Annotated in this window: 20 protein-coding genes and 2 pseudogenes; 11 read left to right on the plus strand and 11 right to left on the minus strand. The window is 67.2% G+C overall.

The genetic code is table 11. The annotated features are described in order from the left end of the window. Nucleotides 1-23 precede the first annotated feature (23 nt). Complete coding sequence (locus MTY59_RS14215) at nucleotides 24-881, minus strand: HAD family hydrolase (RefSeq protein WP_221041716.1); 858 nt, start codon at nucleotides 879-881, stop codon at nucleotides 24-26. Next, complete coding sequence (locus tag MTY59_RS14220) at nucleotides 878-2404, minus strand: mannitol dehydrogenase family protein (protein WP_221041717.1); 1527 nt, start codon at nucleotides 2402-2404, stop codon at nucleotides 878-880. The genes MTY59_RS14215 and MTY59_RS14220 overlap by 4 nt, the downstream gene beginning before the upstream one ends. Nucleotides 2405-2533: 129 nt before the next feature. Here MTY59_RS14220 and MTY59_RS14225 point away from each other — a divergent pair, with 129 nt between their 5' ends. Together MTY59_RS14225 and MTY59_RS27690 are read left to right on the plus strand one after the other, a co-directional pair. Continuing rightward, nucleotides 2534-4801 carry an ATP-dependent DNA ligase gene (locus MTY59_RS14225; protein WP_221041718.1) on the plus strand — a complete coding sequence of 756 codons (2268 nt, stop codon included), beginning with the start codon at nucleotides 2534-2536 and terminating at the stop codon, nucleotides 4799-4801. Next, a pseudogene (locus tag MTY59_RS27690) lies at nucleotides 4798-6748 on the plus strand (fumarylacetoacetate hydrolase family protein). The gene MTY59_RS14225 and the pseudogene MTY59_RS27690 overlap by 4 nt, the downstream one beginning before the upstream one ends. Nucleotides 6749-6761: 13 nt before the next feature. On the opposite strand, the gene MTY59_RS14235 reads toward MTY59_RS27690, so the two are convergent. Continuing rightward, a complete protein-coding gene (locus MTY59_RS14235) occupies nucleotides 6762-7679 on the minus strand; it encodes a class I SAM-dependent methyltransferase (protein ID WP_221041719.1) in 918 nt (305 codons plus the stop codon). A gap of 75 nt (nucleotides 7680-7754) precedes the next feature. Here MTY59_RS14235 and MTY59_RS14240 point away from each other — a divergent pair, with 75 nt between their 5' ends. Then, complete coding sequence (locus tag MTY59_RS14240) at nucleotides 7755-8561, plus strand: enoyl-CoA hydratase/isomerase family protein (protein ID WP_221041720.1); 807 nt, start codon at nucleotides 7755-7757, stop codon at nucleotides 8559-8561. Nucleotides 8562-8564: 3 nt separating this feature from the next. Here MTY59_RS14240 and MTY59_RS14245 read toward each other — a convergent pair whose 3' ends face one another. The 4 genes from MTY59_RS14245 to MTY59_RS14260 form a co-directional block, all read right to left on the minus strand. Continuing rightward, nucleotides 8565-9431, minus strand: a complete 867-nt coding sequence (locus MTY59_RS14245) for an LLM class flavin-dependent oxidoreductase (protein ID WP_221041721.1) — start codon at nucleotides 9429-9431, stop codon at nucleotides 8565-8567. Nucleotides 9432-9545: 114 nt separating this feature from the next. Next, nucleotides 9546-10289, minus strand: a complete 744-nt coding sequence (locus MTY59_RS14250; protein ID WP_221041722.1) for an STAS domain-containing protein — start codon at nucleotides 10287-10289, stop codon at nucleotides 9546-9548. 396 nt (nucleotides 10290-10685) lie between these two features. Beyond that, complete coding sequence (locus MTY59_RS14255) at nucleotides 10686-11912, minus strand: DUF4873 domain-containing protein (protein ID WP_221041723.1); 1227 nt, start codon at nucleotides 11910-11912, stop codon at nucleotides 10686-10688. Then, complete coding sequence (locus MTY59_RS14260; protein WP_221041724.1) at nucleotides 11909-12814, minus strand: AurF N-oxygenase family protein; 906 nt, start codon at nucleotides 12812-12814, stop codon at nucleotides 11909-11911. Before MTY59_RS14260 ends, MTY59_RS14255 begins: the two co-directional genes overlap by 4 nt. A 125-nt stretch (nucleotides 12815-12939) precedes the next feature. Between MTY59_RS14260 and cobF the strand changes: the two genes are divergently transcribed. The 4 genes and pseudogenes from cobF to MTY59_RS14275 all read left to right on the plus strand — a co-directional run bounded on the left by cobF (nucleotide 12940) and on the right by MTY59_RS14275 (nucleotide 15346). Continuing rightward, the gene (gene cobF / locus MTY59_RS14265) at nucleotides 12940-13686 is read left to right on the plus strand and encodes a precorrin-6A synthase (deacetylating) (RefSeq protein WP_221046442.1); all 747 of its coding nucleotides are present in this window, start codon (nucleotides 12940-12942) and stop codon (nucleotides 13684-13686) included. A 4-nt stretch (nucleotides 13687-13690) separates the two neighbouring features. After that, nucleotides 13691-13933 (plus strand): annotated as a pseudogene (locus MTY59_RS27360) (DNA-formamidopyrimidine glycosylase family protein); the annotation flags it as partial. Between the two features lie 162 nt (nucleotides 13934-14095). Further along, complete coding sequence (locus MTY59_RS27365) at nucleotides 14096-14554, plus strand: zinc finger domain-containing protein (protein ID WP_250160868.1); 459 nt, start codon at nucleotides 14096-14098, stop codon at nucleotides 14552-14554. A 42-nt stretch (nucleotides 14555-14596) separates the two neighbouring features. Next, on the plus strand, nucleotides 14597-15346 hold the full coding sequence (locus MTY59_RS14275) for an SDR family oxidoreductase (protein ID WP_085289756.1): 750 nt from the start codon (nucleotides 14597-14599) through the stop codon (nucleotides 15344-15346). Nucleotide 15347: 1 nt separating this feature from the next. On the opposite strand, the gene pgi is transcribed toward MTY59_RS14275, so the two are convergent. Then, on the minus strand, nucleotides 15348-17012 hold the full coding sequence (gene pgi / locus MTY59_RS14280; RefSeq protein ID WP_221041726.1) for a glucose-6-phosphate isomerase: 1665 nt from the start codon (nucleotides 17010-17012) through the stop codon (nucleotides 15348-15350). Nucleotides 17013-17090: 78 nt separating this feature from the next. Further along, on the minus strand, nucleotides 17091-17408 hold the full coding sequence (locus tag MTY59_RS14285) for a chorismate mutase (protein ID WP_221041727.1): 318 nt from the start codon (nucleotides 17406-17408) through the stop codon (nucleotides 17091-17093). Nucleotides 17409-17796: 388 nt separating this feature from the next. Between MTY59_RS14285 and pcrA the strand changes: the two genes are divergently transcribed. After that, on the plus strand, nucleotides 17797-20196 hold the full coding sequence (pcrA, locus tag MTY59_RS14290) for a DNA helicase PcrA (RefSeq protein WP_221041728.1): 2400 nt from the start codon (nucleotides 17797-17799) through the stop codon (nucleotides 20194-20196). 20 nt (nucleotides 20197-20216) lie between these two features. Here pcrA and MTY59_RS14295 read toward each other — a convergent pair whose 3' ends face one another. Together MTY59_RS14295 and MTY59_RS14300 are read right to left on the minus strand one after the other, a co-directional pair. Beyond that, nucleotides 20217-20795, minus strand: a complete 579-nt coding sequence (locus tag MTY59_RS14295; RefSeq protein WP_221041729.1) for a hypothetical protein — start codon at nucleotides 20793-20795, stop codon at nucleotides 20217-20219. A gap of 1 nt (nucleotide 20796) precedes the next feature. Further along, nucleotides 20797-21840, minus strand: coding sequence for a M23 family metallopeptidase (locus tag MTY59_RS14300; RefSeq protein ID WP_221041730.1), 1044 nt, complete (start codon nucleotides 21838-21840; stop codon nucleotides 20797-20799). 323 nt (nucleotides 21841-22163) lie between these two features. On the opposite strand from MTY59_RS14300, the gene sucC reads away from it, so the two are divergent. The 3 genes from sucC to MTY59_RS14315 all read left to right on the plus strand — a co-directional run bounded on the left by sucC (nucleotide 22164) and on the right by MTY59_RS14315 (nucleotide 25830). Continuing rightward, nucleotides 22164-23327, plus strand: a complete 1164-nt coding sequence (sucC, locus tag MTY59_RS14305) for an ADP-forming succinate--CoA ligase subunit beta (RefSeq protein ID WP_221041731.1) — start codon at nucleotides 22164-22166, stop codon at nucleotides 23325-23327. A 12-nt stretch (nucleotides 23328-23339) separates the two neighbouring features. Next, nucleotides 23340-24242, plus strand: coding sequence for a succinate--CoA ligase subunit alpha (sucD, locus tag MTY59_RS14310; protein ID WP_221041732.1), 903 nt, complete (start codon nucleotides 23340-23342; stop codon nucleotides 24240-24242). 61 nt (nucleotides 24243-24303) lie between these two features. Next, a complete protein-coding gene (locus MTY59_RS14315; RefSeq protein ID WP_221041733.1) occupies nucleotides 24304-25830 on the plus strand; it encodes an acetyl-CoA acetyltransferase in 1527 nt (508 codons plus the stop codon). Nucleotides 25831-25855: the final 25 nt, after the last annotated feature.

The following is a 25855-nucleotide window of genomic DNA, read 5'->3' on the forward strand; positions in this document are numbered from 1 at the left end:
ATCGCTTCTGCGAGGTCGATGTCCTACAGGAGCGGGGAACGGCCGGCCGGCACGGCCGACGACAACAGGACATCAGCAAGGGCACGCCAGGAGTCGGTGATCGCGACCGCGCCGGCATCGATCAATTCTGCACGGCGGCAATCCCGTTCGTCGGGCAACACGAACATCAGGTTGCCGACGGTGGCGTACCCGGCCGCGACCGCGGACTTCACGCCGGCCACGGAGTCTTCAATGGCCAGCCCCTGTTCGGGTGCGACGCCCAGTACCTGGCCGCAATGCAGATACACCGCCGGATCGGGCTTGCTCGTCGGCACCGGAAGTGAATCCTCCGCGCTGAAGGTCACCGCCTCCGGTAGGAGCGAGTCGAGGCCGGTGGCGGTGAAGCAGGCACGCAGACGCTTGGTCGCGCTGGAGCTCACGGCCGCCAGTGCGTAGCGCGCCGCGAGGTCGCGCAACGGTTCGAGCACCTGCGGATCGGGGGTCAGGGTGACAGCCAGGTGAGCGGTGACCCGTTCACGCTCGTCGCGCACCCACTGCTCGAGCTCGTCGGCGCACAACGCGCTGCCGCTCGCCACGTCCTCGGCTGACGCGACCACCGCGGCGGAGCGGCCCCGGGCCAGCGTCTGGTCGAGCGGAACCTCGCACTGCACCGCCAGGTCGAGAGCCGTGGTACGGAAGTTCTTCCCGACGGCGCGCTTACGCAGCTCCTCGGAGCTCAGCGGGGCGGTCACGCCGAACCTCTCCAGGAAACGATTCGTCACCTCGGTCGACGCGTCGAACGCCGGCCTCTCCGACCCGAACAGGTTGTCATCGGCGTCGCAGAGCAGGGTGGTGATCGGCGCCGGGTCGAATTCGCGCACGAAGGTCAAACCCGCGGTCATCGTGCCACCAACTCCCGCTCGTCGTGGCGCAGCGCGTCGCGCAGCGTGGGCAACACACCGCGCGCGTCGATATCCGCGATCATGTCGCCGAGGCGCTCGGCAAAACCGGGGACCGCGCGGACCTCGGCGAACATCTCATGCCCCAGCAGCGGATCGGGATTGCTGCTTGCCATGTTGGCCAACCTAGCCACCGGTATCGCCTGCGAGTCTTCCAGGCGGAGCTTTCGTCCCTGAAGGTCGTGGCCCCGCATGTAACGGGCCCATCCGGCGACCGCCAACATCAGCAGGGTGTGTGGCCTGCCCTGCGCGATCGCCTCCTGCAGGGAGGGCAGCACGAACGTCGCGATCTTGCTGGTCCCTCGTCGGGCCAGCCGAGACAGCTGGTCACTCATTCGGGGATTGCTCAGCCGCTCGAGCAAGGTGCGCCGGTATTCGGGTGTGTTCATCCCGGGGACCGGGGGCAGCAGCGGCTGAATCTCGTCGCGCAGCAGTTTCTCGACGAAATCGACGATGATGCCGTCGCGCATCGCCTCGTCGGTGCGCTGGTATCCGGCCAGGATGGCCAGGCACGCGAGCGCGATATGGGTCCCGTTGAGAAGCCGGGTCTTGATCAGCTTGTGGTCGCTGACGTCGGCCACGAACTCGGCACCGACCTCGTGGAGCGGCGGCCGCCCGTTGCTGAACGAATCCTCGATCACCCACTGGCAATACGGCTCGGTCACGACGGGCCATTTGTCGGCGACGCCGAACGTCTCCTCGACGAATTTGCGCTCCGATTTCGAGGTTTGCGGGGTGATGCGATCGACCATGGTCGACGGGAACGCGACATGCGTGTCGATCCAGCGGGCAAGCCCGGGGTCCTTCAGAGCGGCGAACGACACCAGCGCGGTCCTCGCCGGCTGGGTGTCACCGGGGATGTTGTCGCAGCAGAGCACGGTGAACGGCGCGATGCCGGCGCGGCGACGCCGGTCCAGGGCTTCGGTCAGGTACCCCCACGCGGTGGCGTAGTTGCCGGACGCGACCAGGTCGGCGCGCACATCGGGGTCGTCGGCGTCGAACTCGTCGGTGACCGGGTTCAGGAAGTATCCGTTGCCGGTGATCGTCAGGCTGACGATGCGGGTTTGAGGATCTGCGAGAGCGGCGCGGACGGCTGCCCCGTCGTTCGGTGCGTAGTGCACCGAGCCGATCGAGCCGACGACGCGGGCAGTTTGGCGATCGTGCCCTTGCTGTACCACGGTGTACAGCCCGTCCTGTGCCGACAGCAAGTCTTTGACGTCCGGGGAGTGGAGGCTGACGCCGGTAACCCCCCAGCGGTCGGAGATGCCCGAGCGGGCGAGATCGTCGAAGTAGACGGCCTGGTGCGCCCGGTGGAAGTTGCCCGCACCGATGTGGACGACTCCGCGGCCGAGGGACGACCGGTCGTAGGTTGGAACGTCGATTCTCCGGGAATGCAGTCGTAGGGTCGCGTCGCTGAGTGGGACGCCGGTGTTTCGACGCCACGGGGAGGGGATTACGTCAAACATCTAGTGTCTGTGCCCCGGGTTGCCCGCCGATCTAACGTGTTCGTGGGTCATGTCACAAAATAACTTGGCAGTTGGGCGATTAACTGTGGTCAAAGCGGTTAACACGCGCGAAACGCGTAGTTTGACAACATGGCACCGCGGCTGAAACTGACCAACGCCGAGAAGGTGCTGTACCCCGCCACCGGGACCACGAAGAGCGACATCTTCGACTACTACACGCGCATCGCCGAGGTGATGATCCCGCACATCGCTGGTCGGCCGGCCACCCGCAAGCGCTGGCCCAACGGCGTTGAGGAGGAGTCGTTTTTCGAGAAACAACTGGCTTCGTCGGCGCCCGACTGGCTGCCGCGCGCCAGCGTGACACATCGATCCGGAACGACGACGTATCCGATCATCGACAGCGTCGAGGGGCTGGCCTGGATCGCCCAACAGGCCGCGCTGGAGGTTCACGTACCGCAGTGGCGCTTCGTCGCGGAGTGGACCCGTAGCCGGGCCGAGGAACTGAAACCCGGCCCGGCGACCCGCCTGGTGTTCGACCTCGACCCGGGTGAAGGCGTCACGATGGCCCAACTGGCCGAGGTGGCGCGCGCCGTCCGCGAGCTGACCACCGGAATCGGGCTGACCACCTATCCGCTCACCAGCGGCAGCAAGGGCCTGCACCTTTACACGCCGCTGCAGGAGCCGGTGAGCACTAAGGGTGCGACGGTGTTGGCCAAACGCGTTGCGCAACAACTGGAAAAGTCGATGCCCACACTCGTGACGTCGACCATGACCAAGAGCCTGCGGGCCGGAAAGATCTTTCTGGACTGGAGTCAGAACAACGGCGCCAAGACGACCATCGCGCCGTACTCGCTGCGCGGACGCGAACAACCCACCGTTGCGGCGCCGCGCACTTGGGAGGAACTCGACGACCCGTCGCTGCGCCAGCTGCGTTATGACGAAGTGCTCGACCGGGTCGCCCGTGACGGAGATCTGCTGGCAGCGCTCGACGAGGATGCACCCGTCCCCGATCGCCTGAGCAGATACCGCAGCATGCGCGACGCGTCGAAAACCCCCGAGCCGGTCCCGGTTGCGAAACCGGCTGTTGGACAAGGGAATAGCTTCGTCATCCAAGAACACCACGCCCGCCGGCTGCACTACGACTTCCGGCTGGAACGGGATGGCGTGCTGGTGTCCTGGGCGGTGCCGAAGAACCTGCCCGAAACGACCTCGGTGAATCACCTGGCGGTCCACACCGAGGACCATCCGCTGGAATACGGCGGGTTCGAGGGCATCATCCCCAGGGGGGAGTATGGCGCCGGGAAGGTGATCATCTGGGACTCCGGAACCTACGAGGCCGAGAAGTTCAATGACTCCGCCGAAAAAGGGGAAGTCATCGTCAATCTGCACGGCAGCAAGATCTCCGGACGCTATGCACTGATTCAGACCAACGGCAACCAGTGGCTGGCGCACCGGATGAAAGATCAGAAGGTCTTCGACTTCGACACCATCGCCCCCATGCTGGCCACCCATGGTTCGGTGAAGGCTCTGAAGGCGGGCCAGTGGGCGTTCGAGGGCAAATGGGATGGCTACCGGCTGTTGATCGAGGCCGACCACGGCGCCATCCGGGTGCGGTCTCGGCGCGGCCGCGAAGTCACTGGCGAATACCCCGAACTACGTTCGCTCGCAGAAGATCTCGCGGACCACCATGTGATCCTCGACGGTGAGGCCGTCGTCCTGGACTCCTCGGGTGTGCCCAACTTCCATGAGATGCAGAACCGCGGTCGGGGCTCGCGCGTCGAATTCTGGGCTTTCGACGTGCTGTACCTCGACGGCCGCTCGCTGCTGCGAGCCCGGTACTCAGACCGGCGTAAGGTGCTGGAAATGCTCGGCGCCGGAAGCGATCTCATCGTTCCCGAGCTGCTGCCCGGGGACGGCGTGCAGGCGCTGGAGCAGTCCGGCAAGCGCGGCTGGGAGGGGGTGATCGCCAAGCGGCGCGACTCCACCTACCAGCCCGGCCGGCGCTCGTCGTCCTGGATCAAGGACAAGCATTGGAACACCCAGGAAGTCGTCATCGGCGGCTGGAAAGCGGGGGAAGGCGGACGCAGCAGCGGCATCGGCTCACTGTTGATGGGCATCCCCACCGCGGACGGCCTGCACTTCGCGGGTCGCGTCGGCACCGGGTTCACTGAACGCGACCTGACCAAGCTGAAGAAGACGCTGGCGCCGCTGCACACCGACGAATCCCCCTTCCACCCACCGCTGCCCCGCAGCGAAGCCCGGGGCGTGACCTACGTCGAGCCGGTTCTGGTCGGGGAGGTGCGCTATAGCGAGTGGACCCCGGATAACCGGCTTCGCCAATCGAGTTGGCGGGGGCTACGGCCGGACAAGGAAGCAAGTGAGGTGGTACGCGAGTGAAATGGGTTACCTACCAAGGGGATGATGGCGAGCGCGTGGGGGTGCTCTCCGGCGACACCATTCACGCGCTGCCGGCGGGAGTGACGCTGCTCGACCTGATCGCGCGGGGCGCTGACGGACTGCGGCAAGCGGGGGAGGGGGCGCAGCGCTCCCCCGCGGCGACGGTACCGCTCGCCGACGCGCGATTGCTGGCACCCATACCGCGCCCGCCGTCCATCCGGGATTCGTTGTGCTTCCTCGACCACATGCGCAACTGCCAAGCCGCGCTGGGCGCTGGCCGGCTGCTCGCCGACAGCTGGTATCGCATCCCCGCGTTCTACTTCGCCTGTCCGGCAACCGTTTTAGGGCCCTATGACGACGCGCCGACGGCGCCCGGAAGTGCTTGGCAGGACTTCGAATTGGAGATCGCCGCGGTGATCGGGGCCGGCGGCAAGGATCTCACCGTCGAGCAGGCCGAACAGGCGATCATCGGCTACACCATCTTCAACGACTGGTCCGCGCGCGACCTGCAGCAGATGGAAAGCCAGTTGGGTATCGGACAGGGCAAGGGCAAGGACAGCGGTGTCACGCTTGGTCCGTACCTGGTGACCTCCGACGAACTCGAGCCGTACCGCGACCCCTCCCACCCAGGCAAGCTGGACCTGCAGGTCACCCGCCCTGGTCAACGACGCCGTCATCGGTACGGGGTCGACGGCCCAGATGGACTGGACCTTCGGCGAAGTCATCTCCTACGCCTCGCGCGGCGTCACCCTCAACCCCGGCGACGTCATCGGCTCCGGAACGGTGCCCACCTGCACCCTGGTCGAGCACCTCAATCCCGGTGCGCTGGAAGGGTTTCCCGGCTGGCTACACGACGGCGACGTGGTCACGCTCCAAGTCCAGGGCTTGGGGGAGACCCGGCAGACCGTCCGCGCGAGCAGCGCGCCGCACGCGTTGGCCGCGCGACCCAACCCCGACGCCGCGCCCGCCGCGCCGCGGGTAAATCGGGCGCCCGCCCGGGTGCCCTACACCCGCGGGCTGCATCAGGTCGCCGACCGGGTGTGGGCATGGACGCTGCCGGACGGGGGCTACGGGTGGAGCAACGCCGGGCTGATCGCCGGCGAGGGCGCGTCCCTGTTGGTGGACACCCTGTTCGACCTGGCGCTGACCCGCGAGATGCTCACCGCGATGCGGCCCATCACCGGGTCCGCGCCCATCACCGACGCGTTGATCACCCACTCCAACGGCGACCACACCCACGGCAACCAACTGCTCGACGCGTCGGTGCGCATCATCGCCGCGCACGGCACCGCCGAGGAGATCGAGCACGGGATGGCACCCGAGATGCTGGCCATGGCGCAAACCGCCAACCTCGGACCGGTGGCGACGCCGTACACGCGAGAACGCTTCGGGCACTTCGACTTCAGCAACATCACGCTGCGCAACGCCGACCAGACCTTCGAGCGCAACCTATCCGTCGAGGTCGGCGGGCGGCGGATCGACGTGCTGAATCTGGGTCCCGCGCACACCGCCGCCGACTCGGTGGTGCACGTGCCCGACGCGGGGGTGCTGTTCGGCGGCGACCTGCTGTTCATCGGCTGCACGCCCATCGTGTGGGCCGGCCCGATCGCCAACTGGGTCGCGGCGTGCGACACGATGATCGCGCTGGACGCGCCGACGGTGGTGCCCGGTCACGGTCCCGTCACCGATCCGGACGGTATCCGCGCGGTGCGCGGCTATCTCGTGCACGTCGCCGAACAAGCCGAGGCCGCCTACCGCCGGGGCTTGTCCTGGGCCGAGGCCGCCGACACCATCGACCTCGGCGAGTACGCCACGTGGCTGGACGCCGAGCGCGTCGTCGTCAACGTCTATCAGCGGTACCGCGAACTCGATCCGCAGACACCGCAATTGGAGGTCATGGCACTGCTGGTGATGCAGGCCGAGTGGCTGGCCAAGCGGTCCGCGTGACTACCAGCGCCGGCTAGAGTCGCACCGCTCTGACGAAGCTGATCGTGTCGGCGGGGACCTGATGCTCGGCGGGCTCTAGTTCCGGTAGGCCCGCGGCGGAGAACAGGTCGGTGAGCCGAAATGTGGTGGTATTCCATCCGTTTGCCGCCAGGTGCGCGGCGACGTCGGTGTGCTCACCCGGGTAGGCCAAGCCGGCGACGTCCAGATCGAGCCCCTGCCGCCGCCACCCCTCGGTCATGAGCCGAGTCTGTTCCTGCCCCTCCGGCGTCGTCGGGGCGACGGTCCCGAAGTCGGCCGCGAACCGGCTTCCCTCGCGGGACAACGGAATGATGGCGTCCAGCAACCGAACTTCAGCGTCGGGTGGAAGGAACCCGATCAGCACTCCCTCGGCGAGCCAAGCTGTCGGCTGATCGGGGTCAAAGCCCGCCGCCTGCAATGCCGACGGCCAGTCCTCGCGCAAATCGATACCCACGGTGCGGAGTTCGGCGGTCGGGGCCGCGCCGATCTCGGCCAGCGTCGCCGTCTTGAACGCGATCACCTCCGGCTGATCGATCTCGTACACGGTCGTCCCGCTGGGCCACCGCAGCCGGTAGGCCCGCGAGTCCAGACCCGAGGCCACGATCACCACCTGGCGCAACCCGGCCTGCCCGGCCGCGGCGAAATAGTCGTCGTAAAACCGGGCCCGGGCGGCGAATGTGTCCACCATCCGCGAGAACCCGACACCCTCCTCCAGGTCCACTGAATCGAGTTCGCCGGCCGCCAGCCTGGTGAACACATCCAGTCCGACGGCGCGCACCAGCGGCTCGGCGAACTCGTCGGTGATGACCGGTTGCGGGCGTCTGGTTGCGGCCGCCCGGGCCGCGGCCACCATGGTGGCGGTGGCGCCCACGCTGTTGGCCAGGTCCCAGGTGTCACCTTCGGTTCGTGCCATGGCTGCTCCTTCGATGTGGTGGCCCAACCACGGTATGCCTATTGGGTAAAGAGCGACGTCGCCTACGGTTCCCCTATGCCTGCAGTGACACTGGAACGTCTCGAAGACAACATCGCCTGCATCACCCTGAACCGGCCGGAACGCCTCAACGCCATCGATGGGTCGTTGATCGACGGCGTCCACGAGGCCCTGGACGTGCTGGACAACGGTGAGTACCGGGTGGCGATCCTGACCGGTGCCGGACGAGGATTCTGCGCCGGCGCCGACCTGAGCGGCACCGGACAGCCCTGGACGCCCAACAAGCCGACCACCCCGGGGTTCAAGGTCAACTACGACGCCCAGGTCCGGCTGGCCAACCTGTACACCCGGATCTACGAGATGGACATTCCGGTCATCGGAGCGGTCAACGGTGTCGCCGTCGGGGGTGGGCTGGCGTTCTCGTTGGTCTGCGATATCCGGGTCGCCGCCGAGGAGGCCCGCTTCGGTTCGGTGTTCATCAAGGCGGGGTTCTCGTCGATGGACATGGGCACCAGCTACCTACTGCCCAAGATCGTCGGGGCCGGGGTGGCGCGCGAACTCATGCTCACCGGTCGCATCATCGACGCGGCGGAGGCCTACCGCATCAAGCTGGTGCACGAGGTCGTCGCCGCCGATGAGCTGATGCCGGCGGCACTGCGCAAGGCGCGCGAGATCGCCGAGAACAACGCATACGGCGTGTGGCAGACCAAGATTGGCCTCAACGCCGCACTGGACGCGCCCGGCCTGCGCCATGCCATCGAGATCGAGAACCGCACCCAGATCCTCAGCGGCTTCACGAACAACCCGGTCGAGGCCGCGATGGCGCACCGGGAAAAGCGCGCCCCGAAATGGGATCCGCTGTGACGGTTAGACCTTCGCGATCACGTTCTCGGCGAACATCTCCAGGTTGCGGATCTTGCTGTCCAGCGGCTCGGTGTCCTTGCCCTTGATGTAAGGGATACGGAAGCCGACGATGACATCGGTGACGCCCTTGTCCTCGAGCCGCTTGATGCCGTCGGCGGTGTAGGCGTCGGCCGAGATCACGTGGATCTCGAACGGCCCGGTCTTGCCGGCTTCTTCGCGGAACTTCTTGAGCTTGGCCAGCAGGTGGTCGAGTTCCTCGGGGTCGCCGCCGCCGTGCATCCAGCCGTCCAGGCGCGCCGCGCGCCGCAGCGCCGCGTCGGCGTGCCCGCCGATCAGAATCGGGACGGGTTTGGTGGGCGCCGGGGTCATCTTGGTCTTGGGGATGTCATAGAACTCACCGTGGAACTCGAAGTAGTCGCCGGTGGTGAGGCCCTGGATGATCTCGATGCATTCGTCCATCCGCTTGCCGCGCCTGGCGAACGGGACACCCAGCAACTCGTAGTCCTCGGGCCATGGGCTGGTGCCGACGCCGAAGCCCACCCGGTTATCGGTCATCGCGGCCAGCGACCCGATCTGCTTGGCCACCAACGCCGGCGGCCGGATGGGCAGCTTGAGCACGAAGAAGTTGAACCGCAGCTTCGTGGTCACCGCGCCCAATGCCGAAGTGAGCACGAAGGTTTCGATGAACTCCTTGCCGTCCAGGAATTCGCGGTTGCCGTCCGGGGTGTAGGGGTACTTCGAGTCGGATTCGAACGGGTAGGCGATGCTGTCGGCGATCGTCATGGCGTCGTAGCCGGCCGCCTCGGCTGCCTTGGCCAGCGGGATGTAGTACCTAAAGTCCGTCATCGCCTCTGCGTAGGTAAACCGCACGTCATCTGCCTTCCTGAAGGGGTCGTCACTCGACATTAGAACGTGTTCTAGTTTCAGCACAACCGGCAGATCGGCGCGGCGACAACCGGGCCGCCGACCGGGAGAGGTGTTGGGCTACAGCTGGTTCTCGGGGCCGATGACCGCCCACACGGTCTTGCCGGACGAGGTGGGCGTGCTGCCCCAGGCACGGGACAACGCGTCGACGATCGCGAGTCCGGACACGTCGATGCCCTTTTTCGGCGACGGCAGTCGCACCGCGGGCGTGTTGCTCGCATCCGAGACCGCGATGGTCGCCGTGGTGCCCTGCGCTTCGATGCGCACCGCCGGAACGCTGGCGGTGTGCTCCAGCACGTTCTCCACGAACACGTTGACCACCACCAGCGCCACCGGAATGAGCTTGGACTGCGACCAGGTGGTGAGCCATTCGCGGACCAGGCGCCGTGACTCGCGCAGACTGGTCAGGTCCGCGGGCAGCTGCACATCGGTGCGCCGAACCGGGCGCCGGCTGTTCTGGCCGAGCGCCTTCAGCGCGGCTTTCTCGCTCGCATAGACCGGCATGAAATGGGTGACACCGCTATTGGTGATCACCTCGCGAGCCGCCCGGTCGGTGCAGACCAGCGCGATCGGAATGTGGGGGGCGCTGCCGAGCTGCCAGTACGCGCCCATGAAGGTCGCCCATGCCGATTCGGTGTGCACCTTGAGCCCGGAGACGTTGACGATCACCGCGGCGGCATCTTCCAGCGTGGCTTTGAGGATGCGTTCGCGAAGGGCGGTCGAGTGCGCGGCGTCAAGCTCGCCGTCGACGGTCAGAACGGCAACCGAGTCATCCGTCCGCATCGCAACGGCCACCGGGCTCATCCCAGCTCGGTCCTGGCGTCCGGTTCCATTTCCCGCTCCTCGCATCATGCCGGGCCGACTGCTTGAGTATCCGCTCTCAGCGGCAAAAGTCTACTTCGCGAACCAGCGGCCTCAATACAGCCGCGAACCGCGGGCCGCGATTGGGATTTTCGCAAATCCATGCCGCAAGCCCGGAACGAAAGCACCATGCGCCCCCTCCCACACCCGTCGGGGAGCCGACCAATCCCCGCCCCGATGCGCTATGGAGTCAAATGCCCAGCCCACGCTTCCCACCGGGTTACCACGCGGTGACCACCGCCAAACTTTTCGGTATGTCCGAAGAACAGGGGGTTAACCAGCGCAAAGGCTTGAGCCGCCGCGCCGCGCGTAAGCCGGCGCGGCGGAGCACATGTCGGCTCAGTGGTTGCTCAGCGCGTAGGGGGGAGCGCCCACTCCGGCGACCGAGTGCGTCCCCCACGGTGTCTGTTCGACGATGCGTGCCGGCGCGCTGCGCTCACCGACCGTGAGCGTGCCCGTCCGTGCTTGTTTGAGGATGTCGCCGCCCGACGGAGAACCAAACACCGTGCCCTGCCAGTGGTAGCGGCCGTCGATCGGGTCCAGATGACCGGTCAGCCGGACCCGCACCGAGTGGTGGGCGCCGGCGATTTCGAGCGTGGCGGCGCCGTCGTACGTGTCGTCACCGGCGGGCGCGCTGGCCGAGAGATCGAAGGCGGATGCCACCGAGGGCGGCTCGGCCGGCCGCAGCAGGGCGCGCTCGTTGAACACCCGCTGGCTGCTGGCGCGCACCTCGATGCGGCCACTGGCCGTGCGCCTCATGACTTTCAGGCACTCGGCGACGTAGCGCGCCTGCGCGTCCGGATCGGGACCGGTGACGAAGAAGTAATTGGGGAACCCGCGAATCGCCACCCCGCAGAACGGCTCCATGCCGTCGTGCCAGACCTGCCGGATGGTCTGCGCGGCCGAGCCGACCAGGGTCTGGTCGGCGACGTCCTCGGGGATGAAGTAGCCGGTGCCGTAGACGATGGCGTCGACGCGGTGGCCGACGCCGTCGGCGGTGCGCACGCCCGATGCGGTCACCGCCTCGATCGCGGATCCGGCGATGGCGACCCGAGGCCGCGAGGCCGGCGTGCGGCGGCGCAGCCAGCGTGTGGCGCGGCTGGACCACGCCGGGATGTCGGCCACCACGCGACGCGGTGCGTGGGCGAACACGGTGACCGATGCCGCCGCCTGGGTCAGCCGACCGAGGTGGTGGGCGGCTGCGGCGTCGGTGCCTATTACCGCGATGTGCTTGCCGGACGGATCGAATACGGGATCCCACGCCGCCGCGTGAAACGCCGCTTCGCCGAACTCGTCGCGTCCGGGGATGTCGGGCAGCCAGGGCCGCTGAACCGGATGGTGGGCGGCGACGACGACATCGGCCCGGATTTGGTCGCCCGCCGCCGTGGTCAACAGCCATGTGTCGGAGTCGTCCTCAAAGCGCGCGTCCCCGGCGGGTCGGTCCAGCATCATGTGGTCGGTGAAACCGGCTGCCAGCAAGGCAGTTTGGGCGCTCGTGGCGCAGGCACCCGCCCCGACGACGACGATGTGGCAGCGGCGCTCGGTGTGGTCCGGCGGCTGCGTCACAGAAACCTGCTGCGCTTCCAGCCGCGGCGTGCAATCGAGCCCATCAGGCCGACCTCGGTCAAAAACGCCGCCAGTGGCGCGAATCCGGCGGCCTGTATGTCGCGGCGGTGCGGACTGGTGCGCGCGACCCTGCGGGCCTGCTTAGGGTCCAGACCCGCCCGCGCGTAGGGGACGGGATTGCTGAACAGGTAGTTGAAGAAGTAGCCGCCCAGTCCGTTGATGTTGGCCATGAACCAGCGGTTGAACCGGGGCATCTCGACCACGCGCTTGCGGGCACCGTCGCGCGCGAACTGGATGTGGCGGGCCTCTTCGGTGACGTGAATCCGCATGAGCCGCTGAATGATTGGCTGCAGCTCCGGGTCGTCCATCATCTGTCGCTGCAGCGAGTCGAAGATCTCCTCACCGATCAGGGCGGCCACCCAGAGCATCGAGCCGCGCTGAAACGCCAGCGGCAGGCAGTTGATGATCATCCGGTGAAACAGTTTGGGGCGCACCGGTTTGGCGCCGATACGTTCGATCGCCTTGCCGAACATCACCATGTGGCGGGTCTCGTCGCCCAGTTCGGTCAGCTTGTAATGGGTCGACCTGCTGGTCGGGTCCTCGTGCAGGATCGTGCGCAGCAGCGCCTGGTTGAGCATGTTCTCGAACCAGATCCCGGCAGAGAGGGTGTTGACCAATTCCTGTCGGGACAGCTCGATCTGTTGCTCGCGGGTCATCTCGTCCCACATCGGCGTGCCGTAGAGCGACACCAGCCGGGGCGGCAGGTAGAACTTGTCCGGGTCCAGCGGGGCGTCCCAGTCGATGTCGACGACGGGTTCGTAGGACTTTTTGACCGAGCCCTTCAGCAATCGGTCCGAGAAGTCTTCACGACTCGGTCCAGTTGGCTTCACCGGGGTGGTCATCGCTGGCGTCCCTCCATTGGGTGCTTCAGACGGTACCCATGGTACTGGGTACTTGCGGTCCCGGCTAGATCCCAGAGGTTGCGATTCGGCAATCTGGCGGGCAACGAGCATCAGGAGGCGGCATGGTGGGCCGGCACATTCACGTCATCGGCATCGGGGCCGGCGACCCCGCCTACGTGACCGTGCAGGCGATCGAGGCGCTCAACGACACCCAGGTGTTCTTCGCGATGGACAAAGGCGAGCAGAAGAGCGACCTGGTGGCGCTGCGCCGCGAGATCTGCGGCCGTTTCATCCGTGAGCCGGGCTTCCGCTTCGTCGAGCTGCCCGACCCCAAGCGTGCCGATGACGCCGAATACCGGGACGCGGTTGCGGATTGGCACGCCGCCCGCGCGCAGATCTGGGCCGACGCCATCGGCGCCGAGCTGGGTCCGCACGGCGTCGGCGGGTTTTTGGCGTGGGGCGACCCGTCGCTCTACGACAGCACGCTGCGCATCCTCGACGCGGTGGCCGAACGGGTCGACTTCACGTTCGACGTCATCCCGGGCATCACCGCCGTGCAGGCGCTGACCGCCCGGCACCGCATCCCGCTCAACGAGGTCGGCGAGCCCGTTCTGATCACCACCGGGCGGCAGCTGCGCACCCACGGGCCGACCGCCGGATCCGCCGTCGTGATGCTCGACGCCGACTGCTCGTTCCAGCTCTGCCCGCCCGACACGCGAATCTGGTGGGGCGCCTACCTGGGCACCGACGACGAACTGCTCATCGCGGGCACGGTCGGCGAGGCGGGTCCCCGCATCGTTTCGCTGCGAGCCGAAGCCCGCGCCCGGCACGGCTGGATCATGGACACCTATTTGCTGCGACCGGCACACTGAAACCGTGCCCGAACTACCCGAGATCGAAGCGCTGGTCGACCATCTGCGGCGCCACGCCGTCGGCCTGACGATCGGGCGGGTCGACGTCGCCGCCCTGTCCGTGCTGAAGACCTTCGACCCGCCGATCAATGCGCTGCACGGCCAGGCCGTTGTCGGGGCCGAGCGGTGGGGCAAGTACCTGGGGCTGCGCACCGACAATCTTTTCCTGATCGCCCATCTGTCGCGTGCGGGCTGGCTGCGGTGGTCGGACAAGCTGGCCGCGGCGCCGCTGCGGCCCGGCAAGGGCCCGATCGCGCTGCGGGTGCACCTGGGCACGCCCGGTGAGGCGCCGGGCTTCGATCTCACCGAGGCCGGCACCCAGAAACGGCTGGCGGTGTGGCTGGTCGACGACCCGGCCCAGGTCCCCGGGATCGCCGCGCTCGGCCCGGACGCGTTGGACCTGGACCTCGGCGCGCTGGCCGACGTGCTGGCGGGCAACACCGGCCGGATCAAGACGGTCATCACCGACCAGAAGGTGATCGCCGGGATCGGCAACGCCTACAGCGACGAGATCCTGCACGTCGCGCGCATTTCTCCGTTCGCCACTGCCGGCAAGCTGTCCGACGCGCAGCTCGCCACGCTGCACGACGCGATGGTCTCGGTACTCACCGACGCGGTGAGCCGGTCCGTCGGGCAGGGGGCCGCCATGCTCAAGGGCGAGAAGCGCTCCGGATTGCGGGTGCATGCCCGCACCGGGCTGCCCTGCCCGGTATGCGGGGACACCGTGCGCGAAGTGTCGTTCGCGGACAAGTCTTTCCAGTACTGCCCGACGTGCCAGACCGGCGGCAAGATCCTGGCGGACCGGCGCATGTCGCGTTTGCTGAAGTAGTCGCCCGACTCCGGACTCGACACCTGTCGATATGCTGCCCCGATGACTCGCCAGAAGATCCTCATCACCGGCGCCAGCTCGGGCCTGGGCGCCGGCATGGCGCGCGCCTTCGCCGCCAAGGGCCGCGACCTTGCGCTGTGCGCGCGTCGCACCGACCGGCTCGATGAGCTGAAAGCCGAGCTCTCGCAGAAGTATCCGGGCATCCAGATCGCGGTCGCCGCGCTGGACGTTAACGATCACGAGGCCGTCCCCAAGGTGTTCGCCGAACTCAGCGACGAGCTGGGCGGCATCGACCGAATCGTCGTCAACGCCGGCATCGGCAAGGGCGCGAAGCTGGGCTCCGGCAAGCTGTGGGCCAACAAGGCCACCATCGAGACCAACCTGGTCTCGGCCCTGGTGCAGATCGAGACCGCGCTGGAGATGTTCAACAAGAACGGTTCGGGTCACCTGGTGCTGATCTCGTCGGTGCTCGGCAACAAGGGCGTGCCGGGTGTGAAGGCGGCGTATGCGGCGAGCAAGGCCGGGGTGAGCTCACTGGGTGAATCGCTGCGCGCCGAATACGCCAAGGGGCCCGTCAAGGTTTCGGTCATCGAGCCCGGCTACATCGAGTCGGAGATGACGGCCAAGTCCAACAGCACAATGTTGATGGTGGACAACGAAACCGGCGTCAACGCCCTCGTCGCCGCGATGGAACGGGAGCCCGGCCGCGCCGCGGTGCCGTGGTGGCCGTGGGCCCCGCTGGTGCAGTTGATGCGGGTGCTGCCGCCTCAGCTGACCAAGATGTTCGCCTGAGTCAGCTGGTTCGCCCGCGTTCGCTGCGGTAGCGGCGCACCAGGGCATCGGTGGAGCTGTCCGACTGCGGCGCCGGCGACCCGTCGGCGGTGATCACCGGAAGCAGTGCCTTGGCCTGGGTTTTGCCCAGCTCCACACCCCATTGGTCGAAAGAGTCGATTCCCCAGATCACGCCCTCGGTGAAGACCTGATGCTCGTACAGCGCGATCAGCTGTCCCATGACCGACGGGGTGAGCCGGGTGGCCAGGATCGAGGTCGACGGCCGGTTACCGGGCATCACCTTGTGCGGCACGATCTCCGCGGGCGTGCCTTCGGCGGCGATCTCTTCGGCGGTCTTGCCGAAGGCCAGCACCTGGGTCTGGGCGAAGAAATTGCTCATCAACAGGTCGTGCATGCTGCCGTCGCCCTCGGCGGTGGGCAGATCGTCGAGGGGTTGGCTGAAGCCGATGAAGTCGGCGGGCACCAGCCGGGTGCCCTGGTGCAACAACTGGTAGAACGCGTGCTGCCCGTTGGTTCCCGGTTCGCCCCAGAAGATTTCACCGGTGTCCGTGGTGACCGGGGTGCCGTCCACGCGGGTCGACTTGCCATTGGACTCCATGGTCAGCTGTTGCAGGTAGGCCGCGAAGCGCGCCAGGTCGTTGGAGTACGGCAGCACGGCGCGCGATTGTGCGCCCATGAAGTTGGAGTACCACAGGCCGATAAGCCCAAGCAGCACAGGCGCATTGGACTCCAGTGGCGCGGTCTTGAAGTGCCGGTCGACGATGTGGAACCCGGAAAGGAAGTCCGCGAAGGCTTCTCGGCCGATGACGGCCATCACCGACAGGCCGATCGCCGAGTCCACCGAGTAGCGGCCGCCGACCCAGTCCCAGAAACCGAACATGTTGTCGGTGTTGATGCCGAAGTCGTCGACCAGACGTTTGTTGGTGGAGACGGCGACGAAGTGCTGCGCCACCGCGGCGTCGCCGAGGGCATCGGTGATCCACCGGCGCGCCGCGGTGGCGTTGGTCAGGGTTTCCAGCGTCGAGAACGTCTTCGACGCGACGATGAAAAGTGTTGTGGCCGGGTCTAAGTCGGCCAGAGTGGCGATCAGGTCGGCCGGGTCGACGTTGGAGACGAACCGCGCCGAGATCCCCGCGTCCGCGTAGTGGCGCAGGGCCCGATAGACCATCACCGGGCCGAGGTCCGATCCACCGATCCCGATGTTGACCACCGTGCTGATTCGTTTCCCGCTGGCCCCCGTCCATTCACCGCTGCGCAACCGGTCGGTGAATTTACCCATGGCGTCGAGCACCTCGTGCACCTCTTGGACAACGTTCTCGCCGTCGACGACCAGCTCGGCGTCCCGGGGCAGTCGCAGCGCGATGTGCAGCACCGCGCGATCCTCCGAGGTGTTGATGTGCACGCCGGCGAACATCTGGTCGCGGCGCTCTTCGAGGTTGGCCGTGCGCGCCAGATCGACCAAGAGCCCCAGCGTTTCTCGCGTGATGCGGTGCTTGCTGTAATCGATGTAGAGGTCGCCGACGGAGACGGTCAGCTCGCGGCCGCGATCGGGATCGTCGTCGAAGAACTGCCGCAGATGGGTTTCGCCGATTCGTTCATGATGCCTGCGCAGGGCGTCCCACGCCGGAGTGGCGGTGATGTCGGGCAGGGTGTGCACGGAGGTCATGCTTCGACCCTATGGGCTGCGCCGTGACGGAGCCAGGTGTAGCGGGGAGCTCTGAGCCCGACGAATGAACCGCCGAGGTCAGTGGCCGAGCCGGCCCCTGCCCAACCGCAGCAGCAGTATCGCCAGGTCCTTGCCCTCGGGGCCGAGCTCGCTGTAGCGCTCGATGACCTTCATTTCGCGGCTGTGGACAAGCCGCGTGCCGCCGGACGCCATCCGGGCTTTGCCGATTGCCTGTGACACCTCGGTGCGCCGCTGGACCGCTGCGAGAATCGCGGCGTCGAGCCGGTCGATCTCTTGGCGCAACTCATCTATGTCGGTTATTTCGTCGGTCGTCACCGTGTCGATGTCCATGTCTGCTGGCTCCGCGTCGTCGTGATGTGGGGGTTCTGGTCTCATGCAGTATCGGGCCTCACAAAAGACGAGCCCCGAGTGCCGCAAGCGGACCACGGGGCTCTGCGGAAGCAGTTATGCCACGGGCGCCGCGAACTGGTACCCGTAGGGAAATCGGCGATGCCACTCCTGAGTCGAGGAGCGTCGCCGACACTGCACGGTGAGCACCAATCGAGTGTGCCACTAAAAGCGGTAAAGGCGCAAAAGGGGGTTTAAGCTGCGCTTTTTGACTCGGGTGCAATTAAGGCGCCGGGCAAAATTCGGGTGGTGAATTGCATTCCGACACGCCGAATTCCCGGTAGTCCGAGTGACGCCGTCCCGGCCGTCCGGCCCACTAGCCTGGTCTGATGCCGCGGCGCTGTGCGTCAGTGGGCGGCGGTAAGTTTGGACTGACATGAGTGTGCACGCAACAGATGCCAAGCCGGCCTCCGAAGCAGATCAACTGCTCGAAGGCCTCAATCCGCAACAACGCCAAGCAGTGGTGCATGAGGGTTCCCCCTTGCTGATCGTCGCGGGTGCGGGTTCGGGGAAGACCGCGGTGTTGACCCGCCGCATCGCCTACCTGATCGCGGAACGCGGGGTCGGGGTCGGCCAGGTGCTGGCCATCACCTTCACCAACAAGGCCGCCGCCGAGATGCGCGAACGGGTGGTGCGGCTGGTCGGAAACCGGGCCCGCGCCATGTGGGTCTCGACCTTCCACTCGACCTGCGTGCGCATCCTGCGCAATCAGGCGTCCCTGATCGAAGGCCTCAACTCCAACTTCTCCATCTACGACGCCGACGACTCGCGGCGCCTGTTGCAGATGATCGGGCGCGACATGGGGCTCGACATCAAGCGGTACTCGCCCCGGCTGCTGGCCAATGCCATCTCCAACCTGAAGAACGAGCTGATCGACCCCACGCAGGCGGTGGGCAACCTGACCGACGATTCCGACGAGTTGTCCCGCACGGTGGCCACTGTCTACGGCGAATACCAGCGGCGGCTGCGGGCGGCCAATGCGCTGGACTTCGACGACCTGATCGGGGAGACCGTGGCGGTGCTGCGGGCCTTCCCGCAGATCGCACAGCACTACCGGCGGCGGTTCCGGCACGTCCTCGTCGACGAGTACCAGGACACCAACCACGCGCAGTACGTGCTGGTGCGCGAACTGGCCGGCCACGGCGGTTCAGCGAGACTCGCCGGAGCCGGCCCGGGGGCCGGTGGAGGCGACGCGAAGCCCGGACCGCCGAATCAGCCCGGCAGTGACGAGGTGCCGCCTGCGGAATTGTGCGTCGTCGGCGACGCCGACCAGTCGATCTATGCGTTCCGCGGGGCCACGATCCGCAACATCGAGGACTTCGAACGCGACTACCCCGACGCGACAACCATTCTGCTGGAACAGAATTACCGCTCGACGCAGAACATCCTGTCCGCGGCCAACTCGGTGATCGCCCGCAATACCGGGCGCCGGGACAAACGGCTGTGGACCGCCGAAGGTGCCGGCGAGCTGATCGTCGGATACGTCGCCGACAACGAGCACGACGAGGCCCGTTTCGTCGCCGAGGAGATCGACGCGCTCGCCGAAAAGGGCGAGATCAACTACAACGACGTCGCCGTCTTCTACCGCACCAACAACTCGTCGCGGTCGTTCGAAGAGGTGTTCATCCGCGCCGGAATCCCTTACAAAGTCGTTGGCGGAGTGCGCTTTTACGAGCGCAAGGAGATTCGCGACATCGTCGCCTATCTGCGGGTGCTGGACAACCCCGGGGACGCGGTCAGCATGCGGCGCATCCTCAACACCCCCCGCCGTGGCATCGGCGATCGCGCCGAGGCGTGCGTCGCGGTGTACGCCGAGAACACCGGCGCCAGTTTCGCCGACGCGATCGTGGCCGCGGCCGAAGGCAAAGTGCCGATGCTGAATTCGCGTGCGGAGAAGGCGATCGCCGGTTTCGTCGAGTTGCTCGACGAGCTGCGCGGCCGCCTGGACGACGATCTGGGAGACTTGGTCGAGTCGGTGCTCGAACGCACCGGATACCGCCGGGAACTCGAATCCTCCACCGATCCCCAGGAGCTCGCGCGCCTGGACAACCTGAACGAACTCGTCAGCGTGGCACACGAATTCAGCACCGACCGGGCCAACGCCGCGGCGCTGGGCGAGTCGCTGCAGACCCCCGAAGACGAAGACGTGCCGGACACCGGTGTGCTGGCGGAGTTCTTGGAGCGGGTCTCGCTGGTCTCCGACAGCGACGAGATCCCCGAGGACGGCGCCGGCATGGTCACCCTGATGACGCTGCACACCGCCAAGGGTCTGGAGTTTCCGGTGGTGTTCGTGACCGGCTGGGAGGACGGAATGTTCCCCCACATGCGGTCGCTGGACGATCCGGTCGAACTCTGTGAGGAGCGGCGGCTGGCCTACGTCGGGATCACTCGGGCGCGACAACGGCTCTACGTGAGCAGGGCCATCGTCCGGTCGTCCTGGGGGCAGCCGATGCTCAACCCGGAATCGCGCTTCCTGCAAGAGATTCCGCAGGAACTCATCGAATGGCGGCGCACCGCGCCGGCCCCGTCGTTCAGTTCGCCGGTGAGCGGCGCCGGCCGGTTCGGCACCCCGCGGGCGGCCCCGACCCGCTCGGGGATGAGCAAGCGGCCGCTACTGGTGCTCGCGGCCGGCGACCGGGTGACGCACGACAAGTACGGGCTGGGCCGGGTCGAAGAGGTCTCCGGCGTCGGCGAATCGGCGATGTCGCTGATCGACTTCGGCAGCGCCGGGCGGGTGAAGCTGATGCACAACCACGCCCCGATCAGCAAGCTCTAGCCGGCCGCGTCCGGCGAACGTCAGGCTTCCAGCCATCGTTTGGTCTGCGGCAGCAACACCAGCACGACCGTGGCGATCGGCAATATCGGCATCAGGTGGACGACCCACGCGACGCGGGCGCCGGCGATGAACACGCCGATGTAAGTGAGGAAGGCGACCAGCGCGCCGGCCATCAGGAGGTAGCGGCTGATCGATCGGCGCTGCAGCAACAGGATCACGCCCGACACCGTGGTGCCAGCGAACACCAGGGCCAGAAAGGCGACCGCGATGCAGAACAGGCGGTCGGTTCGCCACCAACCGGCGATCAGATCCGTGGCGACGACCGAGGTGGCCCAGCCGCTGACGATGCTCACCGCGCAGGCGGCGACGGCCGTCCGATCGCTGGGCTCAAGGGCCGGCACTCCGGCATAGCCGGTGCGACCCGCACGGGAACCGGCCCGGTAGGGCGCCGACTGCGGAGCGAAGTGGGTGGTCGGGCTGTCCGGCGTGGTGGGGATGGGCCCGGTGGGCGCGCGCCTTATGATCCGTGTCCGTGAGTCGGAGGGCGAATCGTGCTCGGGCGGACGCGGACCGGAGGTTTCGTCGTTCGGCGCGGTCACCTCAGCCAGCGTAGTTGCCGACCATAAGACCACGCTTAGCGAGCCACGGCACGGGGTCGATGCGTTCGCTGCCACCCTGCAGCACCTCGAAGTGCAGGTGCGGGCCGGTGGAATTACCCCGGTTGCCCATGGTGGCGATCTGGTCGCCGGCCATTACGCGCTCACCGACGCTTACCAGCGTGGTGTTGATGTGGCCGTAGAGCGTGACCGTGCCGTCGGCGTGACGCAGCTTGACCAGCATGCCGTAGCCGCTGGCCGGGCCGGAGTCGATGACGACGCCGTCGGACACCGCGTAGATCGGTGTCCCGATCGAGTTGGCCAGGTCGATACCGGCGTGCAGCACGCCCCATCGATAGCCGAAGTTTGAGGTGAAGATGCCCTTGGTCGGCATCACGTAGAGCGGCTGTGACAACCGCGCCTCGCGCTGAGCCCGATCGTTGGCGAAGGCGACGCCCTTGGCGAGCTCCTGGTTGTGCAGCGCGGCGGTGGATGCCGGCGCCGCGGCGATCACCTGGGGGCCGCGGACGGTGCTGCTGCCGCCGGCCCCGCCGGTGAGCGCGGACGCGTTGGCGGTCAGCACGGCGTCGGTCTTGGGGGTGTCGGCGTGGCTGGTGGCCGTGTGGGCGGCCGCGGCGGCGGCGCCGGCGGCCATCGCCGAGATCAGCAGCCGGCCCCGGGCCGCGCTGGTCGGTTGCTTGCGGTGCTGCCCGCCGCGGCGTGCGACGCCGACGACGTCGGTGGCGGGCCTCCGCTCGGTGCGCGGCTCGACGATCACCCGCGGCAGCACCTCGGTGACGGGTGCGGCCAGCCATACCGGGCGGACGTCGTCGGCCTCGTTCAGGTCGTCTAGCTCGGGCGCCAGCAACACCTGAGCTTCGTTGTTGAACGGAGAGTCGTTGCTGAAGTCCAAGTCGCCGAGATCACCGGCGTCGTCGCTGAACTCGAACTCGTCGAAGTCAAACCCGTCGAGCGGAAGGATCTCGGTGACTTCGGTGCGGTGCGGTGCGTCGGCCCACCGGGCGCCTGCGGCGCGACCTACCCGCACAACGCCTTCAGTTACGGCAGAAGGCCGGGCAAAAAGATGCTGGGACAACCTGAAATGTCCTCGTATCGTGACCATAACGTTATCTGGACCCTAGGAAGGTATCCGCTAACGCGCGGGGCTGGCAACCTCGTTGGAAAATCCGGGCAGAATTGTGATTTGGATCACGCGGGCGGTCAACCCCTAGCCGGTGAGCTGTGCCACATCGGCGGACGCGGCGGTCAAAGGCGTTTGAGGGGTGGATACAGTTCGTCCGTGCGAGTTGCCGAGCGCGGCACCGCCCACCAAGAGGCCTAGTAGTTGAGTCGAGCGAAGACAGAGAGTCCATGGACCTTTTCGAGTATCAAGCAAAAGAATTGTTCGCCAAGCACAACGTACCGACTACGCCGGGACGCGTGACCGACACCGCCGAGGGCGCTCGCGAGATCGCCACCGAGATCGGCCGTCCGGTGATGGTCAAAGCGCAGGTCAAGGTCGGCGGCCGTGGCAAGGCGGGTGGCGTCAAGTACGCGGCGACGCCCGACGACGCCTACGAGCACGCCAAGAACATCCTCGGTCTCGACATCAAGGGGCACGTGGTGAAGAAGCTGCTGGTCGCCGAGGCCAGCGACATCGCCGAGGAGTACTACATCTCCTTCCTGCTCGACCGCGCCAACCGCACCTACCTGGCCATGTGCTCGGTCGAGGGCGGCATGGAGATCGAAGAGGTCGCCGCCACCAAGCCCGAGCGGCTGGCCAAGGTTCCGGTGGACGCCGTCAAGGGTGTCGACCTGGCGACCGCGCGTTCCATCGCCGAGCAGGGCCACCTGCCCGCCGAGGTGCTGGACGCCGCCGCGATCACCATCAACAAGCTGTGGGAGGTCTTCGTCGCCGAGGACGCCACCCTGGTTGAGGTCAACCCGCTGGTGCGCGACCCGCAGGACCAGATCCTGGCGCTGGACGGCAAGGTCACGTTGGACGCCAACGCCGACTTCCGCCAGCCCGGCCACGCCGAGTTCGAGGACCGCGACGCCACCGACCCACTCGAACTCAAGGCCAAGGAACACGACCTCAACTACGTCAAGCTCGACGGTGCCGTGGGCATCATCGGCAACGGTGCGGGCCTGGTCATGTCGACGCTCGACGTCGTCGCCTACGCGGGCGAGAAGCACGGCGGGGTCAAGCCGGCCAACTTCCTCGACATCGGTGGTGGCGCGTCGGCCGAGGTGATGGCCGCAGGTCTCGACGTCATCCTGAACGACAAGCAGGTCAAGAGCGTGTTCGTGAACGTGTTCGGCGGCATCACCTCCTGCGACGCCGTCGCCAACGGCATCGTGACCGCGCTGAACATGCTCGGCGACGAGGCCAACAAGCCGCTCGTGGTCCGGCTCGACGGCAACAACGTCGACCAAGGCCGCCGCATCCTGGCCCAAGCCAACCACCCGCTGGTGATCCAGGCCGAGACCATGGACGCCGGTGCCGACAAAGCCGCCGAGCTGGCGAACAAGTAAGGGACACGAGAGATGTCGATCTTCCTGAACAAAGACTCCAAGGTAATCGTCCAGGGCATCACCGGTGGTGAGGGCACCAAGCACACCGCGCTCATGTTGAAGGCCGGCACCCAGGTGGTCGGCGGCGTGAACGCCCGCAAGGCCGGCACGACCGTGTCGCACGTGGACCCCGTCGGCAAGGACGTCGAGCTCCCGGTCTTCGGCACCGTCGCGGAGGCGATGAAGGAGACCGGCGCCAACGTGTCGGTCGTCTTCGTGCCGCCGAAGTTCGCCAAGGACGCGGTCATCGAGGCCATCGACGCCGAGATCCCGCTGCTGGTCGTCATCACCGAGGGAATCCCGGTGCAGGACAGCGCGTACGCGTGGGCCTACAACGTCGACAAGGGGCAGAAGACGCGAATCATCGGGCCGAACTGTCCCGGCATCATCACCCCGGGCGAGGCGCTGGCCGGCATCACCCCGGCGAACATCAGCGGGCCCGGCCCGGTCGGCCTGGTGTCCAAGTCGGGCACCCTGACCTACCAGATGATGTACGAGCTGCGCGATTTCGGTTTCTCCACCTCGATCGGCATCGGTGGCGACCCGGTGATCGGCACCACCCACATCGACGCCATCGAGGCCTTCGAGAAGGACCCCGACACCAAGGTCATCGTGATGATCGGTGAGATCGGCGGTGACGCCGAGGAGCGTGCGGCCGACTACATCAAGGCCAACGTGTCCAAGCCGGTCGTCGGCTACGTCGCGGGATTCACCGCACCGGAAGGTAAGACGATGGGCCACGCGGGCGCCATCGTGTCCGGCTCGTCGGGCACCGCGGCCGCCAAGAAGGAGGCCCTGGAGGCGGCCGGCGTCAAGGTGGGCAAGACCCCGTCAGAGACCGCCGCGCTGGCCCGGGAGATCCTGCAGACCCTGTAGGGCCAACCCTGCACGGGCCGCGGATTTGGCCGGCGCCCGACCCTCGGTAGATAGTGGGTCTATGAATCTCGACCCGAACACCCCCGTCATCGTCGGCGTGGGGCAGTTCACCGAGCGAATCGAGGACTCCGGCTACCGCGGAATGTCGTCGGTGGAACTGGCGACGGCAGCGGCGCGGGCCGCGCTGCATGACACCGGGGCCGACGCAACGGCCGTCGCCGCGGCTATCGACACCGTCGCCGCGCTCCGGCAGTTCGAGCTCTCCGGCCGCACACCCGCGCCGATGGGCAAGTCCAACAACTACCCGCGGTCGGTGGCCAAGCGCATCGGCGCCGCACCGGCCCACGCGATTCTTGAGCCGATCGGCGGCCAGGGCCCCCAGCACCTGGTCACCGAGTTCGCCGGCGTCATCGCCTCGGGCCAGGCCGAGGTCGTGATGATCTTCGGCTCCGAAAACACGTCCAGCATCCGGTATTTCGCCGACCGGGATAAGCCGGACCACTCCGATACCGTCGAGGGTTCCCTCGAGGACCGGGGCTTCGGCTACGACGGCCTCTTCGACGACTACACGGTCGCGCACGGCCTGATCGGAGCGCCGGCACAGTACGGGCTGCTGGAGAACGCGCGCCGCGCCCGGCTGGGCTTGAGCGTGGCCGACTACCGGCGCCAGATGGGCGAGCTGTTCGCCCCGTTCACCAAGGTGGCGGCGAAGAACCCGTTCGCGTCCTCCCCGGTGGAGCGCAGCGTCGACGAGCTCATCACCGTCACCGCGTCCAACCGGATGATCTGCGATCCGTACCCGAGGCTGCTGGTGGCCCGCGACCAGGTCAACCAGGGGGCGGCCGCGCTGCTGATGTCGGTGGGCGCCGCCCGCCGGCTCGGCGTGCCCGAGGAACGCTGGGTGTTCCTGCACGGCCACGCCGACATGGTGGACCAGCCGCTGCTGGACCGCCTCGACCTGACGCACAACTCGGCCTCGGTGCTGGCGGTCCGGGAAGCTCTTGCCGGGGCGGGCGTCGGCATCGACGACGTCTCGACCTTCGACCTGTACAGCTGCTTCCCGGTGCCGGTGTTCAACTTCTGCGACGGAGCGGGTCTGGCCCCCGACGATCCCCGCGGGCTGACGCTCACCGGCGGTCTGCCGTACTTCGGCGGACCCGGAAACAGCTACTCACTGCACGGCATCGCCGAGACGGTCAGCGAAATGCGGGACCTCCCAGGCCAGTTCGGCCTGGTCGCGGCCAATGGCGGGATCATGAGCAAGTACTCCGTCGGCGTGTACTCGACAACGCCGGTGAACTGGAAACCCGACAACAGCGCCGCACTGCGCGCCGAGGTCGCCGCCCGTCCCACGATGCCGGTGAGCATCAAGGCCGACGGTCCGGCCACCATCGAGACCTACACCGTGCGCTACGACTGGCCGGTGCACACCGGCATCATCGTCGGCCGCCTCGACGACGACGGCAGCCGCTTCCTGGCCCTGAGCGAGGACCCCGATCTGGTCGGCCTGCTCGGCGACGGCGAGCCGCTCGGGGCCTCGATCGTGGTCCGGCCGACCGAGAAGGACAACCGGGCCACGCTGGCCTGACGCCGCGGTCCGTGCGACGAATCGT

This window comes from Mycobacterium senriense (assembly GCF_019668465.1).
GTDB classification, from domain to species: Bacteria; Actinomycetota; Actinomycetes; order Mycobacteriales; family Mycobacteriaceae; genus Mycobacterium; species Mycobacterium senriense.

Excerpts from the sequence above, each read along its gene's own strand:
- MTY59_RS14215 (WP_221041716.1), bottom strand. The coding sequence starts at position 881 with ATGACCGCGGGTTTGACCTTCGTGCGCGAATTCGACCCGGCGCCGATC.
- MTY59_RS14220 (WP_221041717.1), bottom strand. The coding sequence starts at position 2,404 with ATGTTTGACGTAATCCCCTCCCCGTGGCGTCGAAACACCGGCGTCCCA.
- MTY59_RS14225 (WP_221041718.1), top strand. The coding sequence starts at position 2,534 with ATGGCACCGCGGCTGAAACTGACCAACGCCGAGAAGGTGCTGTACCCC.
- MTY59_RS14235 (WP_221041719.1), bottom strand. The coding sequence starts at position 7,679 with ATGGCACGAACCGAAGGTGACACCTGGGACCTGGCCAACAGCGTGGGC.
- MTY59_RS14240 (WP_221041720.1), top strand. The coding sequence starts at position 7,755 with ATGCCTGCAGTGACACTGGAACGTCTCGAAGACAACATCGCCTGCATC.
- MTY59_RS14250 (WP_221041722.1), bottom strand. The coding sequence starts at position 10,289 with ATGAGCCCGGTGGCCGTTGCGATGCGGACGGATGACTCGGTTGCCGTT.
- MTY59_RS14260 (WP_221041724.1), bottom strand. The coding sequence starts at position 12,814 with ATGACCACCCCGGTGAAGCCAACTGGACCGAGTCGTGAAGACTTCTCG.
- MTY59_RS14275 (WP_085289756.1), top strand. The coding sequence starts at position 14,597 with ATGACTCGCCAGAAGATCCTCATCACCGGCGCCAGCTCGGGCCTGGGC.
- pgi (WP_221041726.1), bottom strand. The coding sequence starts at position 17,012 with ATGACCTCCGTGCACACCCTGCCCGACATCACCGCCACTCCGGCGTGG.
- MTY59_RS14285 (WP_221041727.1), bottom strand. The coding sequence starts at position 17,408 with ATGAGACCAGAACCCCCACATCACGACGACGCGGAGCCAGCAGACATG.
- pcrA (WP_221041728.1), top strand. The coding sequence starts at position 17,797 with ATGAGTGTGCACGCAACAGATGCCAAGCCGGCCTCCGAAGCAGATCAA.
- sucC (WP_221041731.1), top strand. The coding sequence starts at position 22,164 with ATGGACCTTTTCGAGTATCAAGCAAAAGAATTGTTCGCCAAGCACAAC.
- sucD (WP_221041732.1), top strand. The coding sequence starts at position 23,340 with ATGTCGATCTTCCTGAACAAAGACTCCAAGGTAATCGTCCAGGGCATC.
- MTY59_RS14315 (WP_221041733.1), top strand. The coding sequence starts at position 24,304 with ATGAATCTCGACCCGAACACCCCCGTCATCGTCGGCGTGGGGCAGTTC.